The 14,022-nt window shown below is 65.5% G+C and carries 18 protein-coding genes and 1 tRNA gene; 8 read left to right on the top strand and 11 right to left on the bottom strand.

What is annotated here, in order from left to right; all coding sequences use genetic code 11:
* Positions 1–290: 290 nt before the first annotated feature.
* From AZL_RS13585 to AZL_RS13610, 6 genes are all read right to left on the bottom strand, one after another.
* Complete coding sequence (locus tag AZL_RS13585) at positions 291–2,207, bottom strand: hypothetical protein (RefSeq protein ID WP_042443161.1); 1,917 nt, start codon at positions 2,205–2,207, stop codon at positions 291–293.
* Positions 2,207–3,331, bottom strand: coding sequence for a DUF7146 domain-containing protein (locus tag AZL_RS33440; protein WP_012975111.1), 1,125 nt, complete (start codon positions 3,329–3,331; stop codon positions 2,207–2,209). Before AZL_RS33440 ends, AZL_RS13585 begins: the two co-directional genes overlap by 1 nt.
* Positions 3,332–3,431: 100 nt before the next feature.
* Positions 3,432–3,875 (bottom strand): hypothetical protein, encoded by a 444-nt coding sequence (locus tag AZL_RS13595; protein ID WP_148219320.1) that lies wholly within the window; start codon positions 3,873–3,875, stop codon positions 3,432–3,434.
* Entirely contained in the window at positions 3,872–4,186 is a 315-nt protein-coding gene (locus tag AZL_RS13600) for a hypothetical protein (RefSeq protein ID WP_042443165.1), read from the bottom strand. Before AZL_RS13600 ends, AZL_RS13595 begins: the two co-directional genes overlap by 4 nt.
* Positions 4,183–4,680 carry a hypothetical protein gene (locus tag AZL_RS13605; protein WP_012975112.1) on the bottom strand — a complete coding sequence of 166 codons (498 nt, stop codon included), beginning with the start codon at positions 4,678–4,680 and terminating at the stop codon, positions 4,183–4,185. Before AZL_RS13605 ends, AZL_RS13600 begins: the two co-directional genes overlap by 4 nt.
* Positions 4,673–4,921, bottom strand: a complete 249-nt coding sequence (locus AZL_RS13610; RefSeq protein WP_042443167.1) for a hypothetical protein — start codon at positions 4,919–4,921, stop codon at positions 4,673–4,675. Before AZL_RS13610 ends, AZL_RS13605 begins: the two co-directional genes overlap by 8 nt.
* 86 nt (positions 4,922–5,007) lie before the next feature.
* Here AZL_RS13610 and AZL_RS13615 point away from each other — a divergent pair, with 86 nt between their 5' ends.
* A complete protein-coding gene (locus AZL_RS13615; protein ID WP_042443170.1) occupies positions 5,008–5,256 on the top strand; it encodes a hypothetical protein in 249 nt (82 codons plus the stop codon).
* Here AZL_RS13615 and AZL_RS35510 read toward each other — a convergent pair.
* Complete coding sequence (locus tag AZL_RS35510; RefSeq protein ID WP_148219321.1) at positions 5,243–5,452, bottom strand: hypothetical protein; 210 nt, start codon at positions 5,450–5,452, stop codon at positions 5,243–5,245. The two genes, AZL_RS13615 and AZL_RS35510, sit on opposite strands and share 14 nt — an antisense overlap.
* 22 nt (positions 5,453–5,474) lie before the next feature.
* Positions 5,475–5,747, bottom strand: coding sequence for a helix-turn-helix domain-containing protein (locus tag AZL_RS34240; protein ID WP_086935365.1), 273 nt, complete (start codon positions 5,745–5,747; stop codon positions 5,475–5,477).
* 93 nt (positions 5,748–5,840) lie between these two features.
* Here AZL_RS34240 and AZL_RS13620 point away from each other — a divergent pair, with 93 nt between their 5' ends.
* Entirely contained in the window at positions 5,841–6,248 is a 408-nt protein-coding gene (locus tag AZL_RS13620) for a helix-turn-helix domain-containing protein (RefSeq protein WP_012975113.1), read from the top strand.
* 638 nt (positions 6,249–6,886) lie between these two features.
* Here the strand turns inward: AZL_RS13620 and AZL_RS35515 are convergent.
* Positions 6,887–7,168 (bottom strand): hypothetical protein, encoded by a 282-nt coding sequence (locus AZL_RS35515; protein WP_148219322.1) that lies wholly within the window; start codon positions 7,166–7,168, stop codon positions 6,887–6,889.
* A 238-nt stretch (positions 7,169–7,406) separates the two neighbouring features.
* On the opposite strand from AZL_RS35515, the gene AZL_RS13625 reads away from it, so the two are divergent.
* The 6 genes from AZL_RS13625 to AZL_RS13645 are packed head-to-tail and all read left to right on the top strand — an operon-like array spanning position 7,407 to position 11,807.
* Entirely contained in the window at positions 7,407–7,778 is a 372-nt protein-coding gene (locus AZL_RS13625) for a LexA family protein (protein ID WP_042443172.1), read from the top strand.
* On the top strand, positions 7,772–7,903 hold the full coding sequence (locus tag AZL_RS37410; protein WP_256373223.1) for a hypothetical protein: 132 nt from the start codon (positions 7,772–7,774) through the stop codon (positions 7,901–7,903). Before AZL_RS13625 ends, AZL_RS37410 begins: the two co-directional genes overlap by 7 nt.
* Positions 7,891–8,184, top strand: a complete 294-nt coding sequence (locus AZL_RS13630; protein WP_012975114.1) for a helix-turn-helix transcriptional regulator — start codon at positions 7,891–7,893, stop codon at positions 8,182–8,184. Before AZL_RS37410 ends, AZL_RS13630 begins: the two co-directional genes overlap by 13 nt.
* A 9-nt stretch (positions 8,185–8,193) precedes the next feature.
* Positions 8,194–10,281 (top strand): ParB/RepB/Spo0J family partition protein, encoded by a 2,088-nt coding sequence (locus tag AZL_RS33445; RefSeq protein ID WP_012975115.1) that lies wholly within the window; start codon positions 8,194–8,196, stop codon positions 10,279–10,281.
* Positions 10,282–10,302: 21 nt separating this feature from the next.
* Complete coding sequence (locus AZL_RS36320; protein WP_042443174.1) at positions 10,303–10,590, top strand: hypothetical protein; 288 nt, start codon at positions 10,303–10,305, stop codon at positions 10,588–10,590.
* A 38-nt stretch (positions 10,591–10,628) separates the two neighbouring features.
* Positions 10,629–11,807, top strand: a complete 1,179-nt coding sequence (locus AZL_RS13645) for a tyrosine-type recombinase/integrase (RefSeq protein ID WP_158305978.1) — start codon at positions 10,629–10,631, stop codon at positions 11,805–11,807.
* Positions 11,808–11,898: 91 nt separating this feature from the next.
* Here AZL_RS13645 and AZL_RS13650 read toward each other — a convergent pair.
* Both AZL_RS13650 and recQ read right to left on the bottom strand, forming a co-directional pair.
* Positions 11,899–11,973: transfer RNA gene (locus tag AZL_RS13650), tRNA-Thr, on the bottom strand.
* Between the two features lie 103 nt (positions 11,974–12,076).
* Positions 12,077–13,999 carry a DNA helicase RecQ gene (recQ, locus tag AZL_RS13655; RefSeq protein WP_012975117.1) on the bottom strand — a complete coding sequence of 641 codons (1,923 nt, stop codon included), beginning with the start codon at positions 13,997–13,999 and terminating at the stop codon, positions 12,077–12,079.
* Positions 14,000–14,022: the final 23 nt, after the last annotated feature.

The following is a 14,022-nucleotide window of genomic DNA, read 5'->3' on the forward strand; positions in this document are numbered from 1 at the left end:
CCTTCCTAACGGTCTAACGAACTAACACCACACCAACCACACGCACACACACGCGCACGCACACACATAGAGAGACGCATCGTTAGCACGTTAGGACGTTAGGAATTTCAGTAACCATCTGATTTCACTGGCTTTTCTTCCTAACGCCTTGCCTAACGCTCTCCTAACGCCCCACCCCGCCCCCGGATCGGCCGCCCCCTTCTCGCGTTTCATCTGTCCGAACCGAACCGGGTCGGGGCGGACGGGCGGGGAGAGGGGGAGGGAATGGCCGGGGGCATCGGGGGGAGGGCCTAGAGGAGGCGATCGGAGGAAGCGGAAGCGCCGCCAGCCGGCGATGCGGGCGCGGAAGGCACTGCATGGTCAAGCGGATCGCCCGCCTCGCCGGCCGACGTCGGACCATTCGGTGGACGGCTTCCGCCGTCCGGCAGACAGAGGTAGATGGGGATGAGCGTGGCCCTTGCCGCAACGCCGAACCACATGGTCTTGTCATAGACCTTGTGCGGCAGTCTTCGCAGAGCCTGGACCCATCCGCCTTGTGCACCTGGTCGGCCAGCCCATTGGGTGCTGTCGTAGATCCGTGACAGCCCCCGATGCATGTTGGCCACTGCCAGCCATGCCTCTCCACCTTGCTCATGGATTTTGATGCCGGCTTCCATCAGCAGCTTGCGGGCGGTGTCCTCATTGGCATCGCCAGTGATCCGACCGACAGCCACGCCGACCCACCGGCCAAGCGTCATCCGCCGCCTATCGTGCGGCGCTTCCCAAACGGTCGACAGCAGGTGGTTCAGACACGCGGCTTCGTCCGTCACGTCCCCTTCCAACTCCGCCAGCGTTGCAGCCGACAGCTTGGCTGCCCATGCCTTCAGCCCGCCTTCGTCGGGCACGACGTCGTAGAGAAGCAGGTCGGAAACGGCCAGCAGAGTGCCGAAAACATCCTGCCCGCGGGCGCTGTGTCCACCTTCACGCATCGCCTGCCTGTAGGCGTCCAGCGTCGCGGCGAAACGTGGCCACTGGTCTACCAGCCGGCGCCGTAGCTTCCGGCCCAACTCCCCGATTTCCCGCTCCGTCATGGGTGGGGGCGTCGCTCCCTTGGGCAACTCGTCCAGCTCCAGGATGGCCATACGGCTGCGATCCTGGGGGAGGAGCGGCGGAATCAGGATGGAGCTGAACAGCAGACAGCTTCGCAAGGTGAACGTGTTCGCCTGGTGGTCGGCGCCGCCGCGATGGGCATTGCCACCACTGGCGGCGATGCGCGCCAGCTTTACCAGCCCGGCCATAGTCGCGTTGCTGTCGTCCCCCGGTTCGGCCTCGTCGATCGCCACCGGCAAGCTGTCGTACCTCAGCGTCTGCCGGATGCCGGCCGGCGTCGGGTCCGCGCTCTGCAACAACCCGGCGCTGCCCATCAACCACCGGATAACATCCTGCAACGACGATTTGCCGGTGCCTCGCCCGCCAGTGATCCAGGCCACCGGACGCCATTTCAGGGCGCCGCCCAACATGCCGGCGCCGATCCAGCCGAGCATCAGATGCGCGTCGACGTCGCCGCGCCGCCAGGACCAAGTCTCCAGATGATCCAGCAGCTTCTGCGCCGGCCCCCGTTCCGCTGCCGGCTGTGCCTCCGGGTGCGGGCGCGGGATGGCGGGTCCGGCCGGATAGACCAGCTCGCCCACCACGCCCGGCTCCTCAATCCGCATGCTGACCTTGCGGTCGGTCGGCATGATCAGCACCGCGGTGCCGCAGTGCCAGACCAGCTCCCCGTCCTGACCGATCCAGGCCCCGGCGCCGCGCACGCGGTCCTGGGGCGACCACACGCCCTTGTCGGCCGCCGCCGCCATCAGCGTCTCGGCCGCCAGCTCCGGGCGCCAGCCGGTGGTTTCCCATTCGCCCGTCGTCTTGTTCTGCGCCTTGCGGGGCCAGAACGCATAGAGCAAGTCGCTCTGCCGGCCGAACAGCATCTGCACGTTCAGCCGGCTGTGCTTCTCCGCCTTCAGGTCGCGGAGCTGCCGCAGTTCGTCCAGGTAAAAGATCATGTCGCCATGGACACCCAGCGGCACCACCGGACAGCCCGACGGCAACCGGCTCTCCGGCTCCGGCGTGCCGGCATCGCCGTCGCCCTCGCCGCTGGACCGATCGTCCACCAGCTCCTCACCCACTTCCTCGGCCTGGTCGCGCCAGCGGCGCAGACCGTCCATCCCATCGGCGGCCATCAACCTGCCTCCTGCTGGCGCTGGTTCATCGCCTGCACCCATTCATTGGCATCCTTGAAGCCCTCGGGCGGGCGGACCAGCCGCACGCGCTTCCCCTGGCTCCGGAAATTCTCGATGACCTTCCCGACCCCACGGGCGGCGGAGCTGTCGGGCGCGTCGTTCTGCTGCCAGATCGCCACCCCCTCGACCTGGGCGGGCAGGCGGATGGCCTGCATCCAGCTCACGCTGACCCCGACATGGACGCGCAGTTCCTCCATGGCGATGGCGACGGACAGCCCGTCCTCGATGCCCTCGGTCAGGTCGATCCACACGCCGGCTTTCTCATCCGCCAGCTTGCGCGCCTTCTTGATCTCGCCCGTTTGCGGGTCCACCCGCGTGCCGTTCCAAAGCCGGATCGTGCCGCCGCGCCCGCTGCCCAGCGCCTTCTTCGGCTCCTTCAGCCCGGGCACCTTCACCACCCGGCCATCCCGCTGAACCTCCAGCCACGTCCGATGCAGCGCGAGGAACCGCCCGTCTGCCGCGACCACCGGCGCGACCATGGCGGGGAAGTCCCGGCCGGCTTCGGTGCAGCGCAAGGCCGGATGGAAGCGGAGCGCGCGGAGCGTGAACGGCAGACGGCGCACGTCTAGGCCACGACCGCGCAGATAGGCGTCGACCGGGGTGTCGAGGATGGATTCGCACGCCTCCAGGTACCGGCGGTGGGCGACGGCCCTGTACCTGTCGCCCTGCCCGCCGTCGTCGTCCGGCTCGGCCGCCACCTGCTCGACCGCCACGCGCGTCTTGCGGAAGCTCTCCGGATCGGTGCCGTCCAGGCCAAGCCAGGCGCGGGCCCAGCGCAGGGCCTCGCTGTTGTCGCCCCGGAACAGCAGCGCGGCGGTGAAGGACAGCGGCGTCCAGGTCTCGCCGCTGGCGAAGTCCTTGACCATGCCCCGATACGGCCCGCGAACGGCGATGCGGAAGCTGCCGGCGTTCCGGTCGGCGCGAAGGGGGGAGCGGCAAACGAAGTCGTTGCGCTCGGCATGCCCGTCGCGCAATCCCCAGACTTCGCGCACCAGTTCGTCGATGCGCGCGCGCATCATGTCCACGATCTGGTCAACGCTGTGGAGCCTCTGCGGCGCGCTCATGATCCGCGAACCCGGTTCGTCCTGAAGAGCGGTGAACGTAAAAGGGACGGCGCCACGTCTTCGGCCGTGGCGCCGTCAGTCCAGGAGAGGAGTGGGCTGGTCATGCCGGCCGCCTGCGGTACGCGTCCGACATGATCGGCACATACCCGCTTGCGGTCGCATGGGTGACGGCGTCCGGATCCTTGGCCACACGCTGGCGCACCGGAGCCGCCGCAACGGCGTCACCCCCGACCGGCACGACAGGATCCGTTGGTGTGCTCGGCCGCGCCGCGCGGCCGCTGAGGTGGTCGGGTTCGGGGTCTGGTTCGGAATCGATGGAAAGCGCAAGGCGCACCTGCGCCTGGGTCAGCCGCATGATGGCGGCGACCATCTTGATCGACATGCCTTGCCGGCGGTGGCTGAAGCGGATCAGCTCCGCCTGTTCGGCGCTGACCGGCGGCGGGGCGGACGGCGGGACCGTGCGCGCCTGGTCAACCACTCTCCCAGCGCCGCGCAAGCCATCGCGAGCGTCAGCAGCAGATTGGTCAATCGTCGTCTCCGTCATTGCAGGTCCGCCCGCCCGGTCCATGCCGGCGCCTCCTCGGCAAGGGCGGCCAGGTCCAGCGCCGTCAGCCGGGTCCGGCGCGGCGCCTCCGCGTCGCAATACTCCGCCACCGCGTCGGCCAAGGCGCTGTACAGGGTCGGGTCCCCCGGAACGCGCAGCCATGCCCTGGCGGCGTCACGCAATCGCGCCACATGCGGCGGCACCATGAGACCGTCCAGCAGCGCCACGGCGGTGGCCAGCCGCTCGACGCTGGCACGGCTGGCGCCATGGGCCGCCAGCAGCAGCTCGGTTCCGGGGGTATGATCCTTCATGCTCGCAACTCCGCGATTGTCCGGCGCAGGCCGTCCAGCCGGGCCTCGACGGCGCGCAACTCGGCGTCCAGCCGGGCCTCCCGCTCCAGCGGCGTGCCCGGCAGCAGCACCTCCAGGACGATTCCATGACCGTGGACCAGCGCCGCGCGGCACAGGTGCTTGCACAGCGGCGGCTGCCCGCCGAGCCAGCTCTGGGCCGTGCGGGGCTCCACGCCGAAATCCTGGGCGATGCGCTTGGCTTGGTGGGCACCCGCATATCGGGCGCCAAGCGCCTCCGCCCATCGTAAGCCGACGCCCTCGGGGGCGACCTGCAATTCGGTTCGTATCTGCGACATCGCTTTGCGTGCCTCCTTCCACCAAGCTCGGGGACGGAAGGAGGGAGGAGCGAAGTCAGGATTTTGCTCGAAGATCGATATCTGCACCGTCGCGGTGGGGGCCGCGACGGCTGCGACCTGGTGGAACAGATGGAGCTGGCCGGTGGACCGCTTAGCCATGGGCCAGCTCCTTCCGCATGATCACGATGGCCACCCACTGGGGCTTCCGCTTCAGATCCTCGCGCGCCGCGTCGAGGATGAGCGCGGTCACCCAATCATGGACATCCGACCATGTCGGCTTCTGGCGGCGCGACGGCGGATGCCCGGACTGCTGGCGCAGGTCGGCCCACATCTGCCCGACGGTCTTGCCGGACATCTCCATGGCCACCAGCGCCAGCTTCTGAGCCTCCGCGCGCGTCATGGAAGCACGGGAATGCGCGCGGCCATGACAGCCGCGCGCACCCTCCCTATACTGTGGGTTGCCACACACCACAGCATGAGGAACCCATGGCTGAGTATCCGCAGACCCCGGAAGCCGTCGCGCTCGAACTCCTGCGCCACGTCGCGCAGGCGGAAAAGAAGGCGACCTTCTACCAAAATCAGGGCGACACGGTTTTCCACAGTGTCGACGAGGCATGGATTCTCGGTGCCTACAAGCGCTGCCTGGAGGTCGTGCGAGGGGTGCCCCAGGGAACGGACACCAAGAAGCTGCCCGTCTACGATATGGACACCGGAACCTGGACTACACCGGAGTGATATCGACGGCGGCCGGATGCGCCGCGCGCGCGTCGGCCACCTTCTTGGGAACGGCCAACACTCCCACGACGGCACCATGGTCCACGAAGTCGGCGTAGGCCGCCGCGATGATGATCTGTTCGTGCGGGTGGTGGTTGGGATAGCGCGCGATGGCCTCACGCAAGCACGCGAGGCGAATTTCCTGTTCCGGTGACATGCGTTCTCCATCGCGAAGGTGATCATGCCGCTCGCGCCTCCGTGAGGGGGGCGGGCGGACAGGAAGCGGTGGGGGTGATCCTGCCGACCGACATCAGATAGGCGACCCGCACGCGATGCAGATCTTCAGGCCCCACCGCGCCATGTGACAGCCGCCGCAATGCCTCGACCACTTCGGTCGAGGCTTGAGATGTGCCGCGCACGATACGGCTCATCTGCGCTCGGCTAACGCCAACCGCTTTGGCCACATCATCTTGGCTACGCCCTTCGGCGGTAATCCATTCTCGCAAAACCATACGAGAAGAAATCTCATTAAATGAGAGTTATGGTCAATCGAAATCTCTCTAGCGCGCATGGCGTAGGTTGCACCGCAAGCGCAAAACGGATGCATGACCAATCGCATCCGTGAATTCCGCAAGCGCGACAACCTGACGCTGGAAGAGCTGGCGGCACGGATCGGCATGACCGATGGCAACCTCTCAAAACTGGAGAGGGGACAGATTGGCTACACCCAGTACCATCTGGAGACCTTGGCGCGGGTGTTCGGGTGTCGCCCCGTCGATCTCATTGCCGATGCCGCAGCAGGCACCGTCGATGAGAAACTGTTGGGCGTTGTCCTAGCCGCTGTGTTCGAGCGCGTCCGAGATCTGCGACTCCAACTGGAACCTGAAGCGCTCGCGACCATATGCGCGCATGTCTATCAAGAGGCCGCCGAAACTGATCCAGCAGCCCGAAGCCGCACAGCCCTGGAGCGAGCGGATACCGTGCTCCGCTATGAGGCGCGACGCGCCGGGTAATGCATATACCCGGATATGGTTACAATTGGATGCATTGACAGTATAAAATTTCGCGGTGAATAGTTGCAGCGCCCTTCGGCGGCCAGACCGGCGGGGGGTGTCGGGAGTTGGCGCTCCCTATCCGTGGCAATGAGGGCCACCGTCTGCAATCGTACGCTCGCTGTCAGCCCCGCCGGGCCGGCAGGCGGCTACCGCAACGGTTATGCCATGTTAGACCAAAGGGAACGCGTTCGTTCGCTCGTTAACGATGTTCTTGCAGCCCCCGCCAGTCAGAGGCGCGCACTCCCAGTCTCCGTCATCGTGACAGTCGCCTTCTGCATTCTGTTGTTGTTGGCGGCGCTCTACACTGTTCGGGGTGACAGGCACTGTCCTGAAACAGACAAACTGGTGATGGAAGGACTCATTATCTATATCGCCGAAAAAGAAGGTGTGCCGCGTAGGCGCGTTCGAGCGGAATTAACCAGTGAGCTGCGCTCCATGAATTTGGAAGGTCCGGATTCCTGCAATTTGCATATCGCCATACTCATTTTGAAACGCAGAGCCCAATAAGCTACTGAGGCTCGGGTAGGATGGTCTGACGCATCTCAAGCTGAAGATCCGTGCGTCAGACGCAAGCCCTCAGTGGGGCCCGAGTGTCTTCAGCTTGCCCCTTTGGTAGAGCTACCACAAATCAATCGCGCAATGAAAACAACAATTATAGACGCAATAATTTGAGAAATTACCAGATTTTGCGAATAAACAGATCTCTCATGAAGCGCAATAAACCTAATTACTAACTGTATAACGAAGAAATACGCAACCCAAGCAGCCACTAAATAGTTGAATTTTCTCACAAAAATTCCAATTATTGCGTTCCCGATTAAAATCATCGGGTCAAAAATTGCAGCCACGACCGATACAATAAATTGAAGCATAATCATTTTTCTTTTCTTCTCCTTTCAGCACATCGGTGCTTGTGGAATAAAGGCGGTAGATAGCACCGCACATTCCCGTTCGCTCCTAAAAATTGAATTTTGCATAATATCTTCTCCATTTTCTGCGTTGCAACCCGCCCCAGCGCAACAGAAGGCAGCTCATGTTTTCTTAATAAGAAATCCGTATTGTCAAAACTCTCATTTAATGCAACATGAGCAGCCTACCCCACCAACGAGGCATGCCATGTCCCTGCCGAACACTCCTCCACCGAACGAACCCGGTTCGCCCGCCCATCAAGCCGCCCTTGCCGCCGTCGTCGCCTTCGCCGCGCAGGTGATGAACGCGCGCCCCTTGCTGCCGGCGCAGCTCGATTGCTTGCGCGTGCTGTCTGAGTGGATCAACGACCACGGCATCGCCCCGACGCTGACCCAGCTCGCCACCGAACTGGACATGTCCAAGGGCCAGGCCCGCGCCCAGCTCCGCGGCCTGGTCCGCAAGGGCTGGATCACCCGCGGTTGGGGTCGGGCCCGCTCGATCGCCATCCTGCGCGACCCGCCGATGCCGGATTTCACCGATCCGGTCTTCCTCCTCTCCGACGAAACCACCCGGTGCTGAACCGGCTGGCCGTCGGCGAGACCATCACCGCCGCGCGGCCGTCCCGGCGTCGCGGCGCGTATCTGCCGCTGTCGGCCGGCTTCACCATCCTCGTCCTGGTCCTGGTGCTGTCATGGCTCACTTGATCCGAACCCCCGAAGTCGCCGCGAAGCTCGGCCTCTCCGTCGAGCGCTTCTATCGCGCGCGGAAGGACCTCGACCGCAACGGCTTCCCATCTCCCTGCGCCCCCTTCTCAAACCGCTGGTCGGCCGCCGCCGTCGACGCCTGGATTGACCGCCAATCCACCGGCGGCGCTGTCGCCGCGCGCCCCCCGGCGGACAGGGAGGAGGAGGCATTGCCCGAAGATGACGACATGACGGCCTGGCGCCGCAAACTCAGCGAGCGCGCCCGCGCCGCCAACCTGTGAGGTCGCGACATGACCGAACCATCCACGCTGGGCCTCGCGCTGAAGCGCCTGCGCACCGCGAAGGGAATCACGCAACGCGAGCTGGCAACCGCCTCCAAGGTGCCGCAAGCCACCATCGGCGCGCTGGAAAGCGGTGCGCAGCAGTTCGCCGATATCGTCAAGCTCCGCCAGCTGGCCGCCGCGCTGGGGTGCCAGCTGGCGGAGCTGGCCGGGGAGGAGGAGGCGCCGTCCGCCGCCGCGCCGGTCGGCGCCGTCGGACTCAGGCTCTTCCGCCTGATGGACATCAAGCCGTCCCCGCTGAACCCGCGCAAGACCTGCGATCCGGAAGGCATCGCCAGCCTCGCCGCGTCGATCGAGGCGCAGGGCCTGATGCAGAACCTGGTTCTCCGCCGCTCCGATGAAGCTGGCGTCGCCTACCAGATCGTCGCGGGCGAACGCCGCTTCCGCGCCCTCCGCCTGCTGGCGGAACAGGGCAAGTGGAACCCGGAAGAACCGAACATCCCGGGCAACCTCATTGATGCCGATGACGCGAAGCATCTGGCGATCGCGCTACTGGAGAATCTGCAACGCCACGACGTCAACGCGATGGAAGAGGCGGAAGGGTTCGCGCAGTTGATCGCGCTGGATCCGTCGCAGTGGTCGACCAAGTCCATCGCCGACAGCATCGGCTGCACCCAGCGCCACATCCAACAGCGGCTGGCCCTCCTCGACAAGCTGGGAGATGAGGCGCAAACAGCGCTTCGCGATGGGAAGATCACCTTCAGCCAGGCGCGCGTCTTGACCATGGCCGCGCCGGCCGAACAGGCGAAGCTGGTGAAGAACCCCGGCATCCTTCCGCCGGCACCGCAGCTCCGCGAGAAGCTGACTGGCGGCCTGGTGCCGATCAGCCGCGCCATCTTCGACCTGTCCGACTACCCGGCTGACAAGGTCGTGGAGAACCCGGACAACAACACCCGATATTTCAATGACCGGCCGCTGTTCCTGAAGCTCCAGGCTGCGGCAGCCGTGGCCAAGGTGGAAGAGCTGAAAGGCTCCTGGGCCTGGGCACGGCTCTATGAGGGCCACTATTTCCAGCCGGGTTACATGGATCTGGAGACGACGGACGACCCCGCCAGGGCTGGCGTTGTCGTTCATTACAACCCCTATGAGGGGCACGTCGTCATCCATGAGAATTTGACCACTCGCACCTCGGTGGAGGATGCGGATCGGGAGGCGCGGCGGGCCGCTGAACGGGAGGAACGCGAGGAGAAGGATCGGCAGGTAAAGGCGTTCCGGGACAAGCTGGTCAAGGCCATCACCTCCGACCCCGGCGCAGCCTTGATCCTGCTGCTGGTGGAGAAGATGCGGACCGACCGTCACGGTGCGGATTATGCCTCCTCCGTTCTTTATGGGGACCACACCGGGTTGAGCGCTGAACTCTTCCAAGGAGGCGGGCCACTCGAACGCATCTCCGATCTGATCGACGGCGGCAAGCTGAAGAACAACAAGTTGATGGCCGATGCGTGGTCACGGTTGCTCCGCCTGCCCGGCGTGAACATCCGTCAAGCCGTCGAGGCTTGGATTGCCGGGCGGATATCCGTCCATGTCTCATATTCCATGGGCCTCTCATCCGTGCTCGTGGCGCTCGCCCGCAAATACCGGATCGCGATCCCCGATTGCTTCAGCCTCGGCGATCAAGCCGATCTGGAAGACGCCGTGGCTGCCGCACCGGCTCCGGCCGATCTGGGCGACGAGGGCGGGGAGGATGAGGACGATGGGCCGCAGGACAATCATGCCGCGACCATTCGTTCCGCCGCCTTTCGGATCGCGCCGGCCTTGTTGACGGCCCTCGGCCGCGCACTGCGTCGGCATGAGGAATACGGCAGCCACGAAATCATCATCGAGGGTCCGTCCGATTCAGATGACGATGTGCTGCTGGACGCCTCCCGCAGCGACGATGATGAGTATTACATCATTGGCCTGACCGGCGATTTCTTCCTGCAAAAAGCGGTCGAAGCTGAACGCATCGCCGCGGTCCTCCGTCACTGGATCGGCACTGTCGCGCCGGAGCTTCTGCCGGCTGAAGATGCGAACCCGGTTCAGGGGGTGGCCGCATGACCAACTTCGGGCACCGGTGAGATGCCTTCGCCCGCCATCCGCACCGTCCACGCCGTCCTCGCCATGGCTACCGACATGGCGAGGACGGCGGATGATCTGAACGCCAGCCTGAAGGCGAATCGGGGCGTCATCGCCCTGCTGGAACGGGAAGCGCCCGACCTATGGGCGGAGCTGCGGGACCGCACCAGGGCGAAGCGGGCGGCCCTGATGGATCCATCCAGCGCGCCGCCACCGCCTCCCCCACCGCCGAAGGTGCAACCCAAGCCGCCGCCCCTTCCGCCATTGACGCAGTACCGGTTGCGCCTCTGAATAGGCCTGCGACCCTGGGGAACACGATGAAGATCAAGGTGCCATACCTCATTGAGAAGCGCGGCTCGGCTGGCCCCCTATGGTTCTGGCAGCCGTCGACGGAACTGCGGAAAGCCGGCTGGCGGTCGGAACGCCTGCGTCACTCCGATGGCCGTCCGGCCGCGACGCTGGATGAGGCGGTGGAACTGGCGAAGCTCCGCAACGCCGAGCTGGCCGCCTGGCGCAAGGGCGCGACGACGGGCACCGCGGCGCCGGCGGCACCGCCCATGCCTGATGAGGTCCGTCCCGGATCGGTCGCGCACATCATCCGCCTCTACAAGGCGTCCGCCCGTTTCACCACAAAGGCGGAGAAGACCCGGTACGAATATGGCCAGCTGCTGAAAGTGATCGAGGCGTGGTCCGGCGACGCGCCGGTCAAGGCGCTCTCCCGCGAGACGGTCCAGGACTACTATCAGTCGCTATGGGACACCGGCAAAAAGGCCAAGGCGAATGCCGTGCTTCGCGTGCTGCGCATCCTGCTGAAGTTCGCCTGGGACAATGGTCACGTCACCCACAACGCGGCGGAGAAGCCGGGCATGGTGTCGATCGCGCCACGCCTTCGCATCTGGTCGGATGAGGAGATTGACCGCTTCGTCGCGGCGGCCGATGCGGCCGGCTGGCCCTGCATCGCGGACGCCGTGGTGTATGGCGTCTACCTCGGTCAGCGACAGGGCGACCTCCTGGCCCTGCGCCAGCTCGCCGTCCAACCCGATGGCACCGGCTATTCGATCCACCTGAAGCAGGCCAAGCGCGGCGCCCGCGTGGCGATCCCGCTCCACCCGCGCGCCGCTGCCCGTCAGCGGGCCGCCCTGGCCCGGCGGACAGAGGGAGGGGTGAAGGCGGTCACCGCCCTCTGGAACGATTCGACCAAGGCGCCGTGGTCGGCCGACACCTTCCGGCACCAGTTCTCCGAGATCCGCGCGACGGTCGCGAAGGAGCTGCCCAGTATCGCCGATGTCTGGTTCATGGACACCCGCGATACCGCCGTGACGAAGCTGGCGGAAGCCGGCTGCACCGTCCCGGAAATCTGCGCCATCACCGGCCATGACGAACCGAGCGCCTATCAGATCCTCAAGCACTACCTGTCGCTGACGGGTGAGATGGCCGCCGCCGCCATCGCGAAGCTGGTGGCCCATGAGGAAGCAAAGAAGGCGAAGGCGGAACGAACCGCTAACTAATCTCTGAATTCAGAGTTAGCGGAACTCTGAATTCCTACTTGCCCCGGAAATGGAAAGGCCCCGAAAGCTGTTTGCTTTCAGGGCCTTAGAGTGGTGCCGCAACAGGGATTTGAACCCCGGACCTACTGATTACGAATCAGTTGCTCTACCCCTGAGCTACTGCGGCGTCGTTGTGGCGCGGAACATAGCGATGTGCTTGCCGGGATGCAAGCGGTGAATTTCGGAAAAATCCGGCGCTCCGCCTCAAGCCTGCCATGCACCCGAAAGCCTTACCCATGCTGCCGGATCACCTCCAGAAAGGCGTCGGCGTAGCGTTCCAGCTTGCGCCCGCCCACCCCCGGCAGATGGGCGAAGGCGGCGTGGTCCTGCGGGCGCTGGGCCACCATCTCCAGCAGCGTGCTGTCGTGGAAGATCACATAGGGCGGCACGCTCTGCGCCTTGGCCAGCGCCGTGCGGCAGTCCTTCAGCGCGTGCCACAGCGCGTCGTCCGCCGCCGACAGCGCGCCACGGGCACCGGAGCGCGACACGCCCTCCCCGTTCACGCCGCCAACCGAACCACCCCGCGCGGTGTGGCGACGCAGCGCGTCATGGACGCCGCGGCGGCGTTCCAGCACCGGATCCTTGCGCAGCCTGACCACCCGCTGCCCCTTGATCACGCAGACCCCGGCATCGGTCAGGCGGAAACCGCCATATTCCAGATCGACGGTCAAGAGACCGGTCGCCACCAGCTGGCGGTAGACCGACTGCCATTCGACCTTGGTCAGGTCCTTGCCGACACCGAAGGTCTTCAGCTGGTCATGGTTCTGCTGCACCACCTTCTCGGTGGCGTTGCCGACCAGCACATCGACCAGGTGCCCGGCGCCATAGCGCTGGCCGGTGCGGTAGACCGCCGACAGCGCCTTCTGCGCCGCGATGGTGCCGTCCCAGGTCTCGATCGGGTCCAGGCAGGTGTCGCAGTTGCCGCAGGGCTCCGGCAGCGTCTCGTTGAAATAGTTCAGCAGAACCTGACGGCGGCAGTCCGGCGTCTCGCAAAAGCCCAGCAGGGCCTCCAGCTTGCCGCGCTCCACCCGGCGGTGGCTGTCGCCGGCCTCCGACTGCTCCAGCATCTGGCGCAGCATCACCACGTCGGCCATGCCATAGGCCATCCAGGCGTTGGCGGGCAGCCCGTCGCGGCCGGCGCGGCCGGTCTCCTGGTAATAGGCCTCCAGGCTCTTCGGCGGGTCGAGGTGGCAGACGAAACGGACATTCGGCTTGTCGATGCCCATGCCGAAGGCCACCGTGGCGACCATCACCAGGCCCTCGCTCTTGATGAAGCGGTCCTGGTTGGCCTCGCGCACCTCGGCCGGCAGCCCGGCATGGTAGGGCAGAGCCTCGCGACCCTGCTGGTTCAGCCAGGCCGCGACCTCCTCCACCTTGTTGCGCGACATGCAATAGATGATGCCGGCGTCTTCCGGATGGTTGTCGCGCAGGAAGGCCAGCATCTGCTGGCGCTCGCTCTTCTTCGGCACCACCCGGTAGGTGATGTTGGGCCGATCGAAACTGGACAGGAAGACACGGGCCTCGGACAGGCCCAGCTTGTCCTTGATCTCGGCGCGGGTCTGCACGTCGGCGGTGGCGGTCAGCGCGATGCGCGGCACCATCGGGTGGCGCTCATGCAGGATCGACAGCTGGAGATATTCGGGGCGGAAATCGTGGCCCCACTGCGACACGCAATGCGCCTCATCCAGCGCGAACAGCGCCAGCCGGGTGCGGTCGAGCAGGTCGAGGAAGCGCGGCGTCACCAGCCGTTCGGGGGCGACATAGACGAGATCGATCTCGCCCTGCACCATCGCCCGCTCCACCTCCCGCGCCTCCGCCGGACCGAGGGAGGAGTTGAGGAAGGCGGCGCGCACGCCCAGTTCCCGCAAGGCCGTCACCTGATCGCGCATCAGGGCGATCAACGGTGAGACCACCACCGTCACGCCGTCGCGCACCAGGGCCGGGATCTGGTAGCACAGCGACTTGCCGCCACCGGTCGGCATCAACACCAGCGCGTCGCCACCCCGAACCACATGGTCGATGATGTCGGCCTGCTGGCCGCGGAAGGAGTCGTAGCCGAACACCGTCCGCAACGCGTCGAGCGCCGTGGCCGGCCTTTGACCGGAGGCATCGTCCGACGCACCCGGGTTGCTGTAGGAAAACAACGAATCCACGCCGATGCGTTTCAGGAAAGTGG

Source organism: Azospirillum sp. B510 (genome assembly GCF_000010725.1).
Lineage (GTDB): Bacteria > Pseudomonadota > Alphaproteobacteria > Azospirillales > Azospirillaceae > Azospirillum > Azospirillum lipoferum_B.

Bases quoted from the DNA above. Each gene is read 5' to 3' on its own strand.
- AZL_RS33445 (WP_012975115.1), top strand. From the start codon at position 8,194: ATGACCGAACCATCCACGCTGGGCCTCGCGCTGAAGCGCCTGCGCACC.
- AZL_RS13625 (WP_042443172.1), top strand. From the start codon at position 7,407: ATGTCCCTGCCGAACACTCCTCCACCGAACGAACCCGGTTCGCCCGCC.
- AZL_RS33440 (WP_012975111.1), bottom strand. From the start codon at position 3,331: ATGAGCGCGCCGCAGAGGCTCCACAGCGTTGACCAGATCGTGGACATG.
- AZL_RS13630 (WP_012975114.1), top strand. From the start codon at position 7,891: ATGGCTCACTTGATCCGAACCCCCGAAGTCGCCGCGAAGCTCGGCCTC.
- AZL_RS13600 (WP_042443165.1), bottom strand. From the start codon at position 4,186: ATGAAGGATCATACCCCCGGAACCGAGCTGCTGCTGGCGGCCCATGGC.
- AZL_RS36320 (WP_042443174.1), top strand. From the start codon at position 10,303: ATGCCTTCGCCCGCCATCCGCACCGTCCACGCCGTCCTCGCCATGGCT.
- AZL_RS13595 (WP_148219320.1), bottom strand. From the start codon at position 3,875: ATGACGGAGACGACGATTGACCAATCTGCTGCTGACGCTCGCGATGGC.
- AZL_RS13585 (WP_042443161.1), bottom strand. From the start codon at position 2,207: ATGGCCGCCGATGGGATGGACGGTCTGCGCCGCTGGCGCGACCAGGCC.
- AZL_RS13610 (WP_042443167.1), bottom strand. From the start codon at position 4,921: ATGACGCGCGCGGAGGCTCAGAAGCTGGCGCTGGTGGCCATGGAGATG.
- AZL_RS35515 (WP_148219322.1), bottom strand. From the start codon at position 7,168: ATGATTATGCTTCAATTTATTGTATCGGTCGTGGCTGCAATTTTTGAC.
- AZL_RS13615 (WP_042443170.1), top strand. From the start codon at position 5,008: ATGGCTGAGTATCCGCAGACCCCGGAAGCCGTCGCGCTCGAACTCCTG.
- AZL_RS13605 (WP_012975112.1), bottom strand. From the start codon at position 4,680: ATGGCTAAGCGGTCCACCGGCCAGCTCCATCTGTTCCACCAGGTCGCA.
- AZL_RS35510 (WP_148219321.1), bottom strand. From the start codon at position 5,452: ATGTCACCGGAACAGGAAATTCGCCTCGCGTGCTTGCGTGAGGCCATC.
- AZL_RS34240 (WP_086935365.1), bottom strand. From the start codon at position 5,747: ATGGTTTTGCGAGAATGGATTACCGCCGAAGGGCGTAGCCAAGATGAT.
- AZL_RS13620 (WP_012975113.1), top strand. From the start codon at position 5,841: ATGACCAATCGCATCCGTGAATTCCGCAAGCGCGACAACCTGACGCTG.